Below are 15,904 nucleotides of genomic sequence, written 5' to 3'. Positions count from 1 at the left end.
TTGCAAAAATCCCCTGAAAAGGGACATGTTTTCAAAACGGCATTGCAAAAATGCAAGGGGGGTGAATGAAGACGAACTGGGATGACCTGAAAGTCTTTCTTGCCGTGGCCCGCGAGGAGAGTCTTTCGGCGGCGGGGCGGCAATTGTCGGTGGACCCGGCAACGGTGGGGCGGAGGGTGGCGCGGCTCGAAGCGGCCTATGGAATGCCACTTTTTGCCAAGTCACCAACGGGTTATGCACTGACGGATGCCGGGCAGAGGCTCATGGGGCATGCGGTGCGCATGGAGCAGTCGCTCGAGGAAGCCGCCGAGGAGATCGTTGGTCAAACCTCTGGATTGTCGGGGCAAATCCGTATCGGTGCGCCGGACGGGGCGGCAAATTACCTGTTGCCACAGGTTTGCGCCAAGATTGCCGAAGACAATCCCGACCTTGAAATCCAGATCGTCGCCTTGCCCCGCGTTGTGAGCCTGTCGCGCCGGGAGGCCGATCTTGTCGTGGCCGTAAGCGCCCCAACCGCAGGACGGCTGACAGTGCAGAAGATTGCCGACTACAAGCTGCACCTGGCGGCGGCGCGCTGGTACCTGAAACAGCACCCCCCCATCAACACGCTGGAAGATCTGAGGCACCACATGGTCGTGGGATACATTCCGGACATGATTTTCGACAAGGAACTGGACTATCTGCATGAAACCGGGGTGGAGCGGGTGCGGCTGGCGTCAAACTCGGCCTCCGTGCAGTTCAACTGGGTCCGGCGCGGGGCAGGGATCGGGATAGTGCATGATTTCGCGATCCCTTCAGCCAAGGCGCTGATCAAGGTTCTGCCGGAGCAGGTTTCGCTGACGCGCAGCTTTTATCTGATCCGTCACGCGGATGATCGGCGGCTAGAACGGATGAACCGTTTTTCGCAAGCATTGTGCGATGGGTTGCGACAGGAAGTCGCCAGACTGGAAGCACAAACTTGACAAGACCGATTCTTGCGGCAACGCTTGATTTTACGAATTATTTTTAGGGAGGTCCGCCTATGCTTGTTCACCAAATTCTCAAGTCGAAGGGCTCGGAAGGGGTCTTGACGGTGAAGCCCGGGACGTTGGTGTCCGAGGCGGCGGGAATCCTTGCGGAAAAAGGGATCGGGACCGTGGTCGTGTCACCCGATGGTGAAACCCCGGCGGGCATCCTGTCGGAGCGCGATATCGTGCGGGAACTCGCGCGCAAGGGCGTGGGCTGCATGGGGGACACGGTCGATGACTACATGACGACCGAACTCGTGACCTGTGGGCGCAATGACGACGCTGTGACCGTGCTGGAAAAGATGACGGCGGGCCGGTTCCGTCACATGCCGGTCATGGAAGACGGTAAGCTCGTGGGCCTTATTTCTTTGGGGGATGCGGTTAAGGCGCGGCTCAGCGAACTGGCCATGGAAAAAGATGCGCTTGAAGGCATGATCATGGGCCACTGAGGCCCGGTGACGCGGTCTACCCCGTAGGAATACCCATGTCAGAATGTCCACTTGCAATCGCGCACGCAATAATGTTGCGTGCGCGCGAGTGATTTGCGGAGTTTTGAAATGCGAACAGCGCTGTATCCGGGCACATTTGACCCGATCACCCTCGGGCATATCGACATCATCCGGCGGGCCGCCGTGCTTGTGGACCGGCTGGTCATTGGAGTCGCGATCAACCGGGACAAGGGGCCATTGTTTTCGCTGGAAGAACGGGTGGCGATGATCGAGGCGGAATGTGCGGCCCTGTCCAAGGAGACCGGGACCGAGATCGTGGCGCATCCGTTCGAGAACCTGCTGATTGATTGCGCAAAGGATGTCGGCGCGCAGATCATCGTGCGCGGGCTGCGGGCTGTGACCGATTTCGAGTATGAATATCAAATGGTTGGCATGAATCGCGCCCTGGATGACAGCATTGAAACCGTGTTCCTGATGGCCGATCTCAAACACCAGGCGATTGCCAGCAAGCTGGTCAAGGAAATCGCGCGGCTGGACGGGGACGTGTCGAAGTTCGTCACGCCGCCCGTGAATACGGCGCTGATGGAGCGTTTGGGCAAAGGCTGAGGGTTAACCTCGCAGGTCTCGGCTGGCGCTGTCGGCGCGCTTTTGAGTATTTTTGGCAAAATGAAGATGAACGGGGTGTGAACGCGCCGCGCCGGGGCAGGTTCATGCGGTGCTGACGGCGCGCAGGCGTGATCCTTGGAGAATCACAGTTAACAGGCGGGAAAGACGCAATTTTTGTTTTCGGTATCGGGTCGGTATCACGTCGGTATTGCGTCGGTATGCAGTGGCGGTTTTCCGAGGTTAACGGCGCGCGCGCCTGATGCGATGCGCAACGCTGGGCGGGGGTCTTGCACGTTTGGGCCGGGCGGGTCAGGGTGGCGAAGACGGCGTAACAGGGCGAACAGGGGCGAAAGACATGAGTGGATTGCTGGCATTGCTTGACGACGTGGCGGGGATTGCCAAGGTTGCGGCGGCCTCGATCGACGATGTGGCGGCGGGTGCGGCCAAGGCCAGCGCCAAGGCGGCGGGGGCGGTGATTGACGATGCCGCGGTGACGCCGAAATATGTGCACGGGTTCGAAGCCAGGCGCGAACTGCCGATCATCTGGAAGATCGCCAAGGGGTCGATCCGCAACAAGCTCTTGATCCTGTTGCCCGCCGCGTTGCTGCTGGCAAATTTTGCGCCTTGGCTGATTGCGCCCTTGCTCATGCTGGGCGGCGCCTATCTGTGTTTTGAAGGGGCTGAGAAGATCGCGCATGCGCTGTTTCATAGCGATGCCGGTCATCATGTGTTCAAGGAGGACGAGGCGGGCGACCCGGTGCATCTGGAAGAGCAGAAGGCCGCCGGGGCCATAAAGACGGATTTCATCCTTTCCGCCGAGATCATGACGATCATCCTGTCGGGCATTCCTGAAAGCAATTTCTGGATGGAGGCGGCGACGCTGGCCATGGCCGGGGTGGGGATCACCGTGGCGGTCTATGGTTCGGTCGCGTTGATCGTGAAGATGGATGATGTGGGCCTTGCCATGTATGCCGGAGGGCGGTTTGGGCTGACTCGGGCCGTTGGGCGCGGGCTGGTTCGGGGGATGCCGGTTTTCATGAAGCTGCTGACCATCGTGGGTACGGCGGCGATGCTGTGGGTTGGTGGATCGATCGTGGTGCACGGGCTGGAGGAGCTGGGCTTTGGCTGGCTCGGGCACCACATTCACGATTGGGCCTATGCCGTTGGTCACGCGGTGCCCGCCGAATGGACCGGTGCGGTTGAGTGGATTGCGAAGGCAGCGATGGATGGTGTGTTCGGGCTGGCGCTGGGGCTGGGGCTCATTCCGGTGGTGAGCACGGTGGCCGGGATATTCCGCGGTGAGGAGGCCCACTGACCTAAGTTCCAATAATGCCGGATATAGGTCGCGGGGCCTTTTCGTGTATTCTGGGGTGGGACAATGAAAGGATCAGACCATGACCATCCGGCAGACTACGGGGCGGGGCCGCCTGTTTGACAGCGTTCTGGACACGGTGGGGGACACGCCTTGTATCCGCGTCAACAGGATCGCGCCCGAGCATGTGACCGTGTTCGTGAAGTTCGAGGCGTTCAACCCGGCGGGGTCTGTCAAGGACCGGCTGGCGCTCAATATCATCGAGGCGGCAGAGCGCGAGGGGAAGTTGAAACCGGGGCAGACCGTGGTCGAGGCGACCTCGGGTAATACCGGGATCGGGTTGGCGATGGTTTGTGCGGCCAAGGGCTATCCCTTGGTTGTGACCATGGCGGACAGTTTTTCGGTCGAGCGGCGCAAGCTGATGCGGTTTCTCGGGGCCAAGGTGGTGTTGACGCCGCGCGCGCAGAAGGGGTTTGGCATGTATACCAAGGCCAAGGAGCTGGCCGAGGAAAACGGATGGTTCCTGGCGAGCCAGTTCGAGACGGCGGCCAATGCGGACATGCACGAGAACACCACGGCGCGCGAGATCCTTGGGGATTTTGATGGGGGGCGACTGGATTATTTCGTGAGCGGGTATGGCACCGGAGGCACCGTGTCCGGGGTGGCACGGGTGTTGCGCAAGGAGCGGCCCGAGACCAAGATCATCCTGACCGAGCCTGCGAATGCAGCGATTGTCGGATCGGGTTACGTGAACACGCGCAATGCCGATCATCAGCCGACCGAGAGCCACCCTGATTTCGAGCCCCACCCGATCCAGGGCTGGACGCCGGATTTCATTCCATGGGTGCTGCAGGAGGCGCTGGACAAGGGCTATTACGACGAACTGGTGCCGATTGCCGGGGCGGACGGGATCACGTGGTCGCGGCGATTGGCGGCGGAGGAGGGGATCTTTACCGGGATTTCCGGGGGGGCAAGTTTTGCCACGGCGATGAAGATGGCCGAGACCGCGCCGGAAGGGTCGGTGATGCTGGTTATGTTGCCAGATACCGGGGAGCGGTATCTGTCGACACCGTTGTTTGAGGGGATCGAGGAAGAGATGACCGAGGAAGAACGGGCGATTTCGTCCTCGACGCCTTCAGCGCAGATGTAGGTAGGGCACTTTCAAGCGAAGGGTTCCCCGATGTGGCGCCCTTTGCATGGGATGTTGAGATTGGAGGACGAGAAGCCAATTCAAAATCAGCGTGTTCGCGGCGACGTTCCCTGCGCACCAAAAATGGTCCTGAGTTTGGCGGCTTAGATGCATTCTGCTTTGTGGCGCGTCGCAAAGACCGCGAAAGTGTGATTGCGATCAAAGCAGTTAGAGTTGATGCTCGATCAAAAGCCTGTCTATCAGTTTCCCCAGTAATTGCGTTCGGCTTTTTACGTCGGCTTTTCGATATATCGAATTGTTCTGCGCCTTGATTGTGCCCGGGCTTGTGTTGCGAAGCTCTGCTATCTCGTTGACTGTCATGCCTTTCACGGTGAGTAATGCGACATCCCTTTCGGCTTCAGTCAATTGCCACCTGCCGAACTGCAGGTTTAGCATTTCAAAAAATTCACCTTGGGCAGATCGCAATAGTCTTTCAATTTCCTCGCGGCTTTTTTGCGAGAACTGGTAGCTGCGCCAAATAAGAAACCCACCAACTGTGAAGCCGAAAAAGGTCGCGAGTGATATGATTTCGTGAACCATCCAACTGGCGCTGAATAGGTAATAGCCTGAAATCTCTCCGACCAACTCGGAAAGAAAAGCGAATGCAGAGGCGGTGTAGAGCGCCACCCCTGCATAAAATGTTCGGTCGATCGGCCTGTTATCGCTCAAAGCTAAGTCCAGCAACTGAAGTGTTTTGACATAGTTTAGTCATCGCCTTCGCCATCGCCATCTCCTTCGCCGTCGCCGTCACTGTCTCCTTCGCCGTCGCTATCACCATCGCCGTCGCCATCTCCTTCGCCGTCGCTATCGCCCTCGCCGTCTCCTTCGCCGTCGTCATCACCCTTATCGTCGCCTTCGCTGTCATCGCTTTCGCTGTCATCGCTTTCGTCGTCATCGACCTCGTCATCATCATACTCATCATCGGATTCCGATCTGTCACGAACGATGGTTCCGTCTTTTCCAAGAACAATTTCGCGTTCGATACCTGGTCCCGTCGCTTCAAAGCGGGTGTTGCCGAACAGTGTGCGACTAATCTCGATGTGCTTGAAGCCTTGTTGCGTCAGCTCGTCGATAATCTGGTCTCTTGACGTCTGCGACAGTGCTGTGCTTGCCATCAAGACAAACGACGTACTTAACAGGATCTTTCTAGCTCGCATTGTGTTTCCTTTCCTTTGGATTTTTGTTGCAACAAACAAGCATCGAAAAGGGTGCCCAAGGAATATAACTTTGGATGAAATGGGTTGCATTCATCCAAAGAGATATTTTCTGGTTTGCCGCGCTTGTGGATACCGAAGGGCGTCAAGGAAAAGACGCGAACGCTCGGTACCGGAAACCAGAAAAGCCCTTTGTTTGATCTTGGCAATAAGAGCCAGCGTCGTGAAAACTTAAGATTTGGAATGAAACCAGAAGAACCGGAAAATGATACACCAGACAAAATACCAGAAGCTATTCTCCACACCGGTCATTCGGTTCAAGGTCCAGGATTGCGCGGTTTTGAACGCTGCTCTCTTGATGGAGGGCGAGCGACTGCGGGAAGCGAGCCCCGGTGTGTCAAAATCTAACCGCGGCGGGTGGCACTCTGAAGGCAATTTGTTCGAGAACGATGCCCCAAGCATTCAAAGGTTGCGCGACGCGGCACAGAGCGCTGTTTTGCAACTCACGAGCAAGGTAAACGAAAATTTCGACCATGAGAATTTCCACCTGAAACTCTTTGCATGGATGAATGCAAATCCGACAGGTGGGTATAACGCCCCTCATACCCATCCAGGCGCGCACTGGTCCGGTGTCTACTATGTTGCGCAGCCAGATGTCGAAGAAGGTTCTTCGGGAATGATCGAGTTTCTTGATCCACGATCGGATCTCCAACATTGGAAGATCCTCGGCGCAGGGGCTTTTCAAACGAAGAAGAGCTTTCGGCCATCTGTTGGTGAATTGATCTTGTTTCCTTCGTACCTCGTGCATTGGGTTCACCCAAATCAGAGCGACGAAGAGAGAGTGAGTATCGCCTTTAACGCAACCTTCCGACGCAAAGCCAAGAGCTAGTCACCAACCCGATCTCTTGCAGGGTAGAGCGCTTAGATGGCATGGTAAGTTACTGGAAAATTTATAAAAAAGGCGCCCCGATGAGGGCGCCTTTTTCGTGTCTCGTATCCTGAAATGATCAGAGCAGGGCGTTGACCCTGTCCGCCACATTGGGTGCGGTGATGCCGAATTCCTCGAACAACCTGCCTGACCGGGCCGATGCGCCGAAGCGGTCCATTCCGGCGAAGTCGGATTGGCCGGTGCGGCGGTAGGTTCTTTGATCCGATGCTACAGCGTCATTGCAGATCGACGAAGATTTGCGAGTCGACCCCTGCCCGGAAGAGGGCGGCCTTGATCTCGTCAATCGCGTTGGCATCAGCGGAGCTGACGATGACCACATCGTTGACGACGAGTGAATACAGCGGCGCGTCGGGCGAGAGGTTCGCCAGATATTTCTCGGCGGCCAGTTTGGATTTCGGCCCCCATTTGCCGTCATAGCCGACGCCAATCGTGTACTGGGCGTCCATGGTCAGTTCCTTGCTGACCGATCTTCCTGCGTTCAGGTCCTGCAGCACGCCGCGCAGCGTGTTTTCATCGCTAATGCGCTCGGGCACGAATACATTTGTGCAGGTCTCGACGTCCCGGTATTTGGTAACGGTTTTCTTGGCGGTTTCATTGGCGATGACACCGCCGACGATGGCCCCGGCGGCAGCACCGGCATTCTCGTCGGTCACGACCCGTCCGACCACGCCGCCGATAACGGCGCCGCCGATGACCCGCTCGGGGCTGCCGCCTTTGACCTTTTCCTGATAGGGCACAGATTTTGTTTCGCAGCGTGTTTCGTAGGACCCGGCAAAGGCCTGTGTGGCCATCAGCACGACCGCCGTTGTTGTCGCAATAATTCTCATGACTCGCTCCTTGTCATCGCAGGTCAACAATGTCTCATTCCCAACGCTCTACGTCGGACTCCGGTTCCAAGTCTTGCGAAGATAAAGCTTGCCTCGGTGGACCGGGGGATCTTTCGATCTTGTGGGTAACTGGGCATGTCCTCAATTGATATTCAATATCAAGGCGGGAAACCGCTGGTTTACGGATGCGATACGATGCGAGCGTGCAGGGCGGACAAAACGCGTACCCCGCAGATTGCCAAAGCGAGCGTTAAATGGCTGATGGGAGCGGGAAGGGGGAAAGGGCCTTAGGAAAACCTGAAACGAGCGTTCACCGACTCGGGCTGTTTACTGGATGTGTTGTCCACCGTTGATTTCGATCTCGGTGCCCGTGACGTAGCTGGACTGATCCGAACACAGGAAATAGATCACATCTGCGACTTCCGAGGTTTGTCCAATACGACGCATGGGCAGTTTTTCGACGATCCTGTCCGTTCCCGGAGACAGGATCGACGTTTCAATTTCCCCGGGAGCAATGGCATTGACGCGCACGCCAAGCGGTCCGAAGTCATGCGCCATTTCGCGGGTCAACGCAGCCAGTGCTGCCTTGGATGTCGCGTAGGCGGCCCCGGCAAATGGATGAATGCGAGAGCCAGCGATCGAGGTGACGTTTACGATGGCCCCTTGCGCTTTCTCAAGCTCGTGTCTCAGCCCGCGGGCGAGGACAATCGGCGCGAAGAAGTTGACATGAAACACTTTTCCCCAGTCGGTCAGGTCCGTGTCAATCGCGTTCAATCGCGCGCCGTCCACGCCTTTTGGAGAAATGCCGGCGTTATTCACCAGCGCATCGAGGCGACCGTCGAGTCTGTCCTTAATTACTTCGACTGCTTCAATCGTTGAAATCGGCTCGGAGAGATCAAGTTGAATGTGGTTCTCTTCACCGCCCGGCCAAGGGCAACTTGTGTCGAAGGGCTGACGAGAGCAGGTCAAAACCCGCCAGCCTTCTTCCGCAAACCTTTTGACCGTTGCATGTCCGATTCCCCGGCTCGCGCCTGTCAACAGCAGGTTTTTTTGCATGTCGCCTTCAGCTCCTGATCCCGATGGGCCGCAGCATAGTTGGCGGGAGTATCAAGACAAGGTGTTTCGGGGGTGTCTACGGCCGAAAGGTGGATGTTGGGCTGCGCGCTGTCCTGCTTGGCATTTCGCAAAAAAAAGGCGCCCCGCTGGGGCGCCTTGTGGTGTCTCGTGTCGGGCAGGGGTCAGAGCAGGGCCTTGACCTTGTCCGCGACGTTCTGGGCGGTGATGCCGAATTTCTCGAACAGCTCGCCTGCCGGGGCGGAGGCGCCGAAGCGGTCCATGCCGACGAAGTCGGACTTGCCCGGACGGGCGCGTTCGCCCAGAAGCCACTGGTCCCAACCCTGACGCACGGCGGCTTCGATACCGACGCGGACGGCTGCACCTGCAGGGAGGACCTTGCGGCGATAGGTTTCGTCCTGCTGAGCGAAAAGCTCCATACAGGGCATGGAGACCACGCGCGTGCCGATGCCCTCGGCTTCGAGCAGCGCCTTGGCTTCCATCGCGGTGGCAACTTCGGAGCCGGTGGCGATCAGAATGGCCTGACGCGTGCCTTCCGCCTCGGCGAGCACATAGGCGCCTTTGGAGGTCAGGTTGGCAAGCTTGTGTTCGGTGCGCACGGTGGGCAGGTTCTGACGGGTCAGCGCCATGACCGAAGGCGTTTCCTTGGAGGAGATCGCAATCTCCCAGGCCTCGGCGGTTTCCACGGTGTCGGCGGGGCGGAACACATAGGTGTTCGGCGTCGCGCGGCAGATGGCGAGGTGTTCGACAGGCTGGTGGGTGGGGCCGTCTTCGCCCACGCCGATGCTGTCATGGGTCATGACGAACACGGTGGGGATCTTCATCAGCGCGGCCAGACGCATCGAGGGGCGCGCGTAATCGGTGAAGCAGAAGAATGTGCCGCCGTAGGGCCGGACACCGCCATGCAGGGCCATGCCGTTCATCGCGGCGGCCATGCCGTGTTCGCGGATGCCCCAGTAGACATAGCGGCCCTTGCGGTTGTCGGTATCAAACACACCGAGATCCGCCGTGAGCGTGTTGTTGGAACCGGTGAGGTCAGCCGAGCCGCCCACGGTTTCGGGCATGATCGGGTTGATCACTGCCAGTGCCATTTCCGAGGATTTGCGGGTGGCCACGGAAGGCTGGTCTTCGGAAACCTGCTTTTTCAGGGCCTTGATGGCGGCAGAAAGCTTTTTCGGGGTCTCCAGCGCGTAGGCGCGGTTAAACCGGTCCTGTTTCTGTTTGGACACTTCGGCAAAGCGGGCTTCCCACTCTGCGCGGTCGGCAGCACCGCGGGCACCGATGGCTTCCCACTGGGCCTTGACGTCGGCCGGGACGTCGAAGGCGCCGCCGGGCCAGCCGTAGAGCTCCTTGGCGGCGGCCAGCTGATCCGCGTCGGTCAGGGCGCCGTGGCCCTTGGACGTGTCCTGTGCCGCGTGGCCGATGGCGATATGCGTCTTGCACGCGATCATCGAGGGTTTCTTGGTTTTCTTGGCGGCGGTGATCGCGGCGTCGATGGCTTCGGGGTCGTGGCCGTCGATTTCCTGTACATGCCAGCCAGAGGCCTTGAAGCGCTGAACCTGATTGGTGCGGTCAGACAGTTCGACGGTGCCGTCGATGGTGATGTTGTTGTTGTCCCAGAGCACGATCAGCTTGCCCAGCTGGTGGCGCCCGGCCAGACCAATCGCTTCCTGGCTGATGCCTTCCATCAGGCAGCCGTCACCGGCGATCACATAGGTGTTGTGATCCACGATCTTGCGGCCGTACTGGGCGCGCTGCATCTCTTCGGCCATGGCGAAGCCAACGGCATTGGCGATGCCCTGACCCAGCGGGCCGGTGGTGGTTTCCACGGCGTCCAACAGGAAGTTTTCCGGGTGGCCTGCGGTCAGTGCACCCATCTGGCGGAAATTCTTGATTTGCTCCAGCGTGACCTGCGCATCGCCCATGAGATAGAGCAGCGAATAGATCAGCATCGAGCCGTGGCCGGCAGACAGAATGAAACGGTCACGATCGGCCCATTTGGGGGCGGAAACGTCGAACTTCATGTGCTTTTCGAAAAGCACGGTCGCGACATCTGCCATGCCCATCGGCATACCGGAATGGCCGGAATTTGCGGCGGCAACTGCATCAAGGGCTAGGGCCCGGATGGCGGTGGCCTTCATCCAGTGGTCTGGGTTCTTTTCGCGCAGGGCTTGGATATCCACGGCTGCGTTCCTCTGCTTGGGAATTTGGATCGCGTGCTCAATAACAGCCTATGTGTGAAGTGCAAGCATTGAGGGTTGCATCCCCCGCCAAGTGCTTGATGTATATGGGGGCGCATTTTCCCGGGGCTTTGGCTAATATCAAGCCAAGACGGTTGGGGGCCGATTCGCAGGGCTTTTGTGACAGGCACGACCCTTGGGGCACCAAACCCCGAAAAAGAACGAGGACGAGGCATATGAGTGACATCAGTGATCTTGAAAACAGGATCAGCGCCGCAATGGACCGCATTGGCCGGGGGATCGAGGCGCTGTCATCCGCACCCGCCGCCGCGCCGTCGGACGGGGAGGCCAAGCTTGACCAGCTTGAGCGCGCACTTGAGGACGAAAAGCTTGCCGGGCAGCAGCTTGAGGAACGTATCAAGGCTTTGACCGGGCGACAGGAAGCGCTGGAAAGCGATCTGGGTGCGGCGCGGGAAGCGGCGGATGCGGCCGAGGCGGCCAGGGCCGAGGCCGAAGCTGCCAGAGAGAAGGCCGAGCAATCCCGCGCCGAGGCCGAGGCAGCGCTTGAGGCGGCACAGACAGCGGCTGCCGAGGCCGCGCCCGCGGTGTCGGAAGAGGATTTGCAGGCAACCCGCGAGACAATGGAAGACCTGGCCCAGCGCCTGCGCCGGATGCGTCGGATGACGCGCAATATCCGCGAAAACAACCAGCGCCTGCGTGAAGCGGCGGAAAAGGGCGTGTCCGATCCGGAACTGATCAATGCTTCGCTGCGTACGGAGCTGGAAACGCTGCAGACGCTGCGTGAGACCGACTTGGTGGAAACGGATGTGATTCTGTCCGGTCTGCGCCCGCTTCTGGCGGGTCAGAAGGCCGCGCCCGCGCAGGATGGCGAAGTCATGGGGGATGGATAATGCCTGAGGTGGAAATCGAAATCGGCGGGCGCGTGTTCGAGGTGGCCTGTCAGGACGGCGAACAGCATTACCTGCAAAGCGCGGCCAAGATGCTGGATACCGAGGCACAGGTGCTGACCAGCCAGACCGGGCGCATTCCCGAAGCGCGGATGCTGTTGATGGCGGGGTTGATGCTTGCGGACAAAACGGCTGGTGTGGAAGACAAGCTGCGCGAGTTGGAGGCCAAGCTGGCCGAGCAGCAAAAGGAGCTGGACGCATTGCGCAACGCGCCCGCGCCCGAACCGCAGAAGGTCGAGGTGCCGACCATTCCGGTCGAAGTGAGCGAAACCCTTGCCGAACTGGCGGCGCGGGCCGAAGCGCTGGCTGCCGAGGTCGAGGAGAAGGCCGCCGGGTGACCCAGAGGGATGGAAAATGGAACAAGCCGGGCCGGGATGCCCGGCTTTTTTGTTTTTGGGGCGACGGAAGGGAGGGCGTGCCCCGTATCAGGCAAGAGGATTTGCCGGATACAGGAGATACGAATGAGCCTTTCAGCACAAGTTTATGACCGGGTCAGCCGGATCAATCATTGGGGTGTCGCGCTGTTGATGATCGCGATGCTGATCATGGGGATTTACGTCTTCAAGATTATGCCCGACGGGCCGGACAAGGGGGCGATGGTGGGGCTGCACAAGTCCTTTGGGCTGTTGATCCTGATGCTGGGCAGCTGGCGCGTGGCGTGGCGGTTGCGGCAGGGGTTCCTGCCAAGCCTGCATGGAGGATGGCAGGCGCGGCTGGCACACCTGATACATTGGCTGTTGCTGGTCGGGATCGTGGTGATGCCGGTGTCCGGGCTGCTCATGAGCTATTTCGGTGGGCGTGAAACCGGGTTCTTCGGGCTGTTCACGTTCCCGGCGGGGCCAAAAATCGGCCTGCTGAACGAGATTGGCCATATCGCGCATGGGCTTTTTGCGATGCTGATGATCGCGGCGGTGCTGCTGCATGTGCTGGGGGCGGTGAAACATGCGCTGATGGATCGGGACAGCACCATGGCGCGCATGACGGGACGTATCTAGGCGCAAAGAAAAACCCCGGTCCGAAGGGACCGGGGTTTGATGTTCTGTTGCTGGATCTGACGGGATCAGCCGTTAGCTTCGCGAATGCGGTCAGCGGCTTCCTTGTCATAGGCGACACCGTTGTCGTCGAACATGGTGTCAAGCTCGCCCGAAAGGGTCATTTCCGTGATGATGTCGCAACCGCCCACAAACTCGCCCTTGATGTAGAGCTGGGGGATGGTGGGCCAGTCGGAATAGTCCTTGATGCCCTGGCGGATTTCTTCGTCGGCCAGCACGTTCACATCGGTGTAGTCGACGCCCATGTAGTTGAGCACGCCGGCCACGCGGGACGAGAACCCGCACTGCGGCATGTCCTTGGTGCCCTTCATGTAAAGCACCACGTCATTGGCTTTCACGGTTTCGTCGATGCGGGTTTTTGCGTCGGTCATGATCCTGATCTTTCTTTCAGGGCGCTGCCCTGTTTTCGGCGTGGGCTGTCTTCGAGGATGTCCTGAAGCAGGCTGGTATCGGTTGCAAGCTGCCCCGGCGCCCTGTGCATGACCCGTGTGGGACGGCTTTGGGCAAGGGGGCGTCTTGTCTGGCCTCTGACATAGGCTTCGATCCCGGCGGCGACAACCACCAAAAGGATCACGATGCCAATGAGCAGAAGCGCAGTGTTCATCAGTCGGGCGCCTTTGTGGTCAGGCCGAGGGCGTGAATCTCGCCATTCGAGCCGTCCATCTTGCCCTTGAGCGCGGCCATGACGGCGCGCTGTTGTTGCACGCGGTTCTTGCCGCGGAAACTTTCGTCGATCACCTCGGCAGAGAAATGCACCCCGTCATCCCCGACGACAGTGATCTTGGCATCGGGGAAGCTTTCGCGGATCAGGGCTTCGATGTCAGAAGCGAGAACGGCCATGGATTTATCCCTTGTTGGTTGTTGCCTATGAATTTAGGCGCGCGCAAAGACAGGTGCAAGCGGCCAAAACGGCCACCTGCCTCTTCTTAATGGTCAAAAATACCCATTTGCGGGCGGGTCAACCAATCGACTCGGCGAAGCTTGCACGGAACAGCGTCGCCAGTTCCTCCAGCGGCGCGCCGGACTTGCCGAACCAGACCTGATCGCCGGTGAATTTGCCCACGGAGGTGATCGGAACCCCAGCCTGACCTGCGGCGATCATCAGCGCCTCGGCCTGATCGAAGTTGCAGGCCACGAGATAGCGCGCCTGGTCCTCACCAAAGAGCGTGGCGGTGTCGTCGCTGTCGATCTGGACGCCCACACCGGCGGCTTCGGCCATTTCGAAGGCGGCCAGCGCCAGGCCACCATCTGCGAGGTCCGTGCAGGCCTTGATCATTGCGCGGTTGGCGCGGATGAATTCGCCGTTGCGGCGCTCGGCGTCAAGATCGACATGCGGCGCATCGCCGTCTTCGCGGTTGAACACCTCTGCCAGAAGGGCCGACTGACCCAGATGCCCCTTGGTTTCGCCGATGACGAGGGCGACATGACCGTCGCGCGCGGTGCCGTTGATCGGCTCTTCGTCGGCGGCAATCAGGCCCACGGCACCGATGGTGGGGGTGGGCAGGATGGCGGAGCCGTCGGTCTCGTTATAGAGCGACACGTTGCCCGAGACGATCGGCATATCGAGCGCGGCCACGGCGGCGCCGATACCCTTGATGGCACCGACGAACTGGCCCATGATCTCGGGCTTTTCGGGGTTGCCGAAGTTCAGGTTGTCGGTAGTGGCGAGCGGCTTGGCGCCCACGGCAGAGAGGTTGCGGAAGGCTTCGGCCACCGCCTGTTTGCCGCCCTCGACCGGGTTGGCGCGTACGTAGCGCGGGGTCACGTCAGAGGTGAAGGCCAGTTTCTTGTCGGTGCCGTGCACGCGGATGATGCCTGCGCCTTGACCGGGCAGGCGGGCGCTGTCGGCCATGACCATGGTGTCATATTGTTCATAGACCCACTGTTTGCCCGCGTAGTTGGGCGAGGAAATCAGGCCCTTGAGCCCGTCGATCGGGTCGATCTGGGGCACGTCGGCGAGTTCTTCGGCGGCAGGAGTTTCGACCCATGGGCGGTCGTATTCCGGGGCGCGGCCCGAGAGAGGCGACAGCGGCAGGTCGGCTTTCACTTCGCCGTTATGCATGATCAGGAAGCGGTCTTCGGCAATCGTTTCACCGACGATGGCAAAGTCGAGGTCCCATTTCTCGAACACGGCGCGGGCTTCGGCTTCAAGCTCGGGCTTGAGGACCATGAGCATGCGTTCCTGGCTTTCCGAGAGCATCATCTCGTAAGCGGTCATGTTGTCTTCGCGCTGGGGCACGTCTTCGAGGTTGAGCTTGACGCCCAGTTGCCCCTTGTCACCCATTTCCACGGCGGAGCAGGTGAGACCGGCTGCGCCCATGTCCTGAATCGAGATCACGGCGCCGGTCTGCATCAGCTCGAGTGTCGCTTCCATCAGGCGTTTTTCGGTGAAGGGGTCACCAACCTGAACGGTGGGGCGCTTTTCCTCGATCGTGTCGTCAAATTCGGCCGAGGCCATGGTCGCGCCGCCAACACCGTCGCGGCCGGTTTTGGCGCCGAGATAGACGACGGGCATGCCGACGCCCGATGCGGCCGAGTAGAAGATGCTGTCGGTCTTGGCGATCCCTGCGGCGAAGGCGTTGACAAGACAGTTGCCGTTATAGGCGGGGTGGAAGCGGACTTCGCCACCCACGGTGGGGACGCCGAAACAGTTGCCGTAACCGCCGACGCCTTCGACGACACCGTTGACCAGCTGGCGGGTCTTGGGGTGGCTGGTTTCGCCAAAGGAAAGCGAGTTCATCGCCGCGATGGGACGTGCGCCCATGGTGAAGACATCACGCAGGATGCCGCCCACACCGGTGGCCGCACCTTGATAGGGTTCGATATAGGAGGGGTGGTTGTGGCTTTCCATTTTGAAAACCACGGCGTCGCCATCGCCAATATCGACAATCCCCGCGTTCTCGCCGGGGCCGCAGATCACCTGCGGGCCGTCGGTGGGCAGGGTGCGCAGCCATTTCTTGGAGGACTTGTAGGAGCAGTGCTCGTTCCACATCGCCGAGAAGATGCCAAGCTCGGTGAAGGTGGGTTCACGGCCGATGATCTCGAGGATCAGCGCGTACTCGTCGGGCTTGAGCCCGTGTGCTTCGATGAGATCGGTGGTGATGGCCGGTTCCTGCATGACAGTCGATTCCCCAAAG

General features: G+C 59.6%; 18 protein-coding genes. 9 read left to right on the top strand and 9 right to left on the bottom strand.

Annotated features, from left to right (window positions below; genetic code table 11):
• Positions 1-65: 65 nt before the first annotated feature.
• The 5 genes from BMZ35_RS13555 to cysK all read left to right on the top strand — a co-directional run bounded on the left by BMZ35_RS13555 (position 66) and on the right by cysK (position 4,524).
• The gene (locus BMZ35_RS13555; RefSeq protein WP_093094389.1) at positions 66-962 is read left to right on the top strand and encodes a LysR family transcriptional regulator; all 897 of its coding nucleotides are present in this window, start codon (positions 66-68) and stop codon (positions 960-962) included.
• A gap of 59 nt (positions 963-1,021) precedes the next feature.
• On the top strand, positions 1,022-1,456 hold the full coding sequence (locus tag BMZ35_RS13550; RefSeq protein WP_093094388.1) for a CBS domain-containing protein: 435 nt from the start codon (positions 1,022-1,024) through the stop codon (positions 1,454-1,456).
• A 108-nt stretch (positions 1,457-1,564) separates the two neighbouring features.
• Positions 1,565-2,062, top strand: coding sequence for a pantetheine-phosphate adenylyltransferase (gene coaD / locus BMZ35_RS13545; RefSeq protein WP_093094387.1), 498 nt, complete (start codon positions 1,565-1,567; stop codon positions 2,060-2,062).
• 355 nt (positions 2,063-2,417) lie between these two features.
• Entirely contained in the window at positions 2,418-3,377 is a 960-nt protein-coding gene (locus BMZ35_RS13540) for a DUF808 domain-containing protein (protein ID WP_093094386.1), read from the top strand.
• A 79-nt stretch (positions 3,378-3,456) separates the two neighbouring features.
• Positions 3,457-4,524, top strand: coding sequence for a cysteine synthase A (gene cysK / locus BMZ35_RS13535; protein ID WP_093094385.1), 1,068 nt, complete (start codon positions 3,457-3,459; stop codon positions 4,522-4,524).
• 207 nt (positions 4,525-4,731) lie between these two features.
• On the opposite strand, the gene BMZ35_RS13530 is transcribed toward cysK, so the two are convergent.
• Both BMZ35_RS13530 and BMZ35_RS13525 read right to left on the bottom strand, forming a co-directional pair.
• Positions 4,732-5,232, bottom strand: coding sequence for a helix-turn-helix transcriptional regulator (locus BMZ35_RS13530; RefSeq protein WP_131814377.1), 501 nt, complete (start codon positions 5,230-5,232; stop codon positions 4,732-4,734).
• A gap of 35 nt (positions 5,233-5,267) precedes the next feature.
• Positions 5,268-5,678 (bottom strand): hypothetical protein, encoded by a 411-nt coding sequence (locus BMZ35_RS13525; protein ID WP_093094383.1) that lies wholly within the window; start codon positions 5,676-5,678, stop codon positions 5,268-5,270.
• 304 nt (positions 5,679-5,982) lie between these two features.
• Between BMZ35_RS13525 and BMZ35_RS13520 the strand changes: the two genes are divergently transcribed.
• Entirely contained in the window at positions 5,983-6,606 is a 624-nt protein-coding gene (locus BMZ35_RS13520) for a 2OG-Fe(II) oxygenase family protein (RefSeq protein ID WP_093094382.1), read from the top strand.
• A gap of 275 nt (positions 6,607-6,881) precedes the next feature.
• Here BMZ35_RS13520 and BMZ35_RS13515 read toward each other — a convergent pair whose 3' ends face one another.
• The 3 genes from BMZ35_RS13515 to tkt all read right to left on the bottom strand — a co-directional run bounded on the left by BMZ35_RS13515 (position 6,882) and on the right by tkt (position 10,750).
• Positions 6,882-7,493 (bottom strand): hypothetical protein, encoded by a 612-nt coding sequence (locus BMZ35_RS13515; RefSeq protein ID WP_131814375.1) that lies wholly within the window; start codon positions 7,491-7,493, stop codon positions 6,882-6,884.
• Between the two features lie 327 nt (positions 7,494-7,820).
• Positions 7,821-8,549, bottom strand: a complete 729-nt coding sequence (locus BMZ35_RS13510; protein ID WP_093094380.1) for an SDR family NAD(P)-dependent oxidoreductase — start codon at positions 8,547-8,549, stop codon at positions 7,821-7,823.
• Positions 8,550-8,731: 182 nt separating this feature from the next.
• Positions 8,732-10,750: a transketolase gene (gene tkt / locus BMZ35_RS13505; RefSeq protein WP_093094379.1), complete on the bottom strand. Its 2,019-nt coding sequence runs from the start codon at positions 10,748-10,750 to the stop codon at positions 8,732-8,734.
• A 233-nt stretch (positions 10,751-10,983) separates the two neighbouring features.
• On the opposite strand from tkt, the gene BMZ35_RS20945 reads away from it, so the two are divergent.
• The 3 genes from BMZ35_RS20945 (at position 10,984) to BMZ35_RS13490 (ending at position 12,710) form a co-directional block, all read left to right on the top strand.
• On the top strand, positions 10,984-11,658 hold the full coding sequence (locus tag BMZ35_RS20945) for a hypothetical protein (RefSeq protein ID WP_165610081.1): 675 nt from the start codon (positions 10,984-10,986) through the stop codon (positions 11,656-11,658).
• On the top strand, positions 11,658-12,053 hold the full coding sequence (locus BMZ35_RS13495; RefSeq protein WP_093094377.1) for a cell division protein ZapA: 396 nt from the start codon (positions 11,658-11,660) through the stop codon (positions 12,051-12,053). Before BMZ35_RS20945 ends, BMZ35_RS13495 begins: the two co-directional genes overlap by 1 nt.
• A gap of 123 nt (positions 12,054-12,176) precedes the next feature.
• Positions 12,177-12,710 carry a cytochrome b gene (locus BMZ35_RS13490; RefSeq protein WP_165610080.1) on the top strand — a complete coding sequence of 178 codons (534 nt, stop codon included), beginning with the start codon at positions 12,177-12,179 and terminating at the stop codon, positions 12,708-12,710.
• A 65-nt stretch (positions 12,711-12,775) separates the two neighbouring features.
• Here the strand turns inward: BMZ35_RS13490 and grxD are convergent, their stop codons facing one another.
• The 4 genes from grxD to purL all read right to left on the bottom strand — a co-directional run bounded on the left by grxD (position 12,776) and on the right by purL (position 15,885).
• Positions 12,776-13,138 carry a Grx4 family monothiol glutaredoxin gene (grxD, locus tag BMZ35_RS13485; protein WP_093094375.1) on the bottom strand — a complete coding sequence of 121 codons (363 nt, stop codon included), beginning with the start codon at positions 13,136-13,138 and terminating at the stop codon, positions 12,776-12,778.
• On the bottom strand, positions 13,135-13,371 hold the full coding sequence (locus BMZ35_RS13480; RefSeq protein WP_093094374.1) for a hypothetical protein: 237 nt from the start codon (positions 13,369-13,371) through the stop codon (positions 13,135-13,137). Before BMZ35_RS13480 ends, grxD begins: the two co-directional genes overlap by 4 nt.
• Positions 13,371-13,607 (bottom strand): BolA/IbaG family iron-sulfur metabolism protein, encoded by a 237-nt coding sequence (locus BMZ35_RS13475; protein ID WP_093094373.1) that lies wholly within the window; start codon positions 13,605-13,607, stop codon positions 13,371-13,373. Before BMZ35_RS13475 ends, BMZ35_RS13480 begins: the two co-directional genes overlap by 1 nt.
• Positions 13,608-13,725: 118 nt before the next feature.
• The gene (gene purL, locus BMZ35_RS13470; RefSeq protein ID WP_093094372.1) at positions 13,726-15,885 is read right to left on the bottom strand and encodes a phosphoribosylformylglycinamidine synthase subunit PurL; all 2,160 of its coding nucleotides are present in this window, start codon (positions 15,883-15,885) and stop codon (positions 13,726-13,728) included.
• Between the last annotated feature and the right edge of the window lie 19 nt (positions 15,886-15,904).

Origin of the sequence: Shimia aestuarii (assembly GCF_900114635.1) — a bacterium.
Lineage (GTDB): Bacteria > Pseudomonadota > Alphaproteobacteria > Rhodobacterales > Rhodobacteraceae > Shimia > Shimia aestuarii.
Note: the sequence above shows the minus strand (reverse complement) of the source record. Positions and strands in the feature narration are given on the sequence as shown.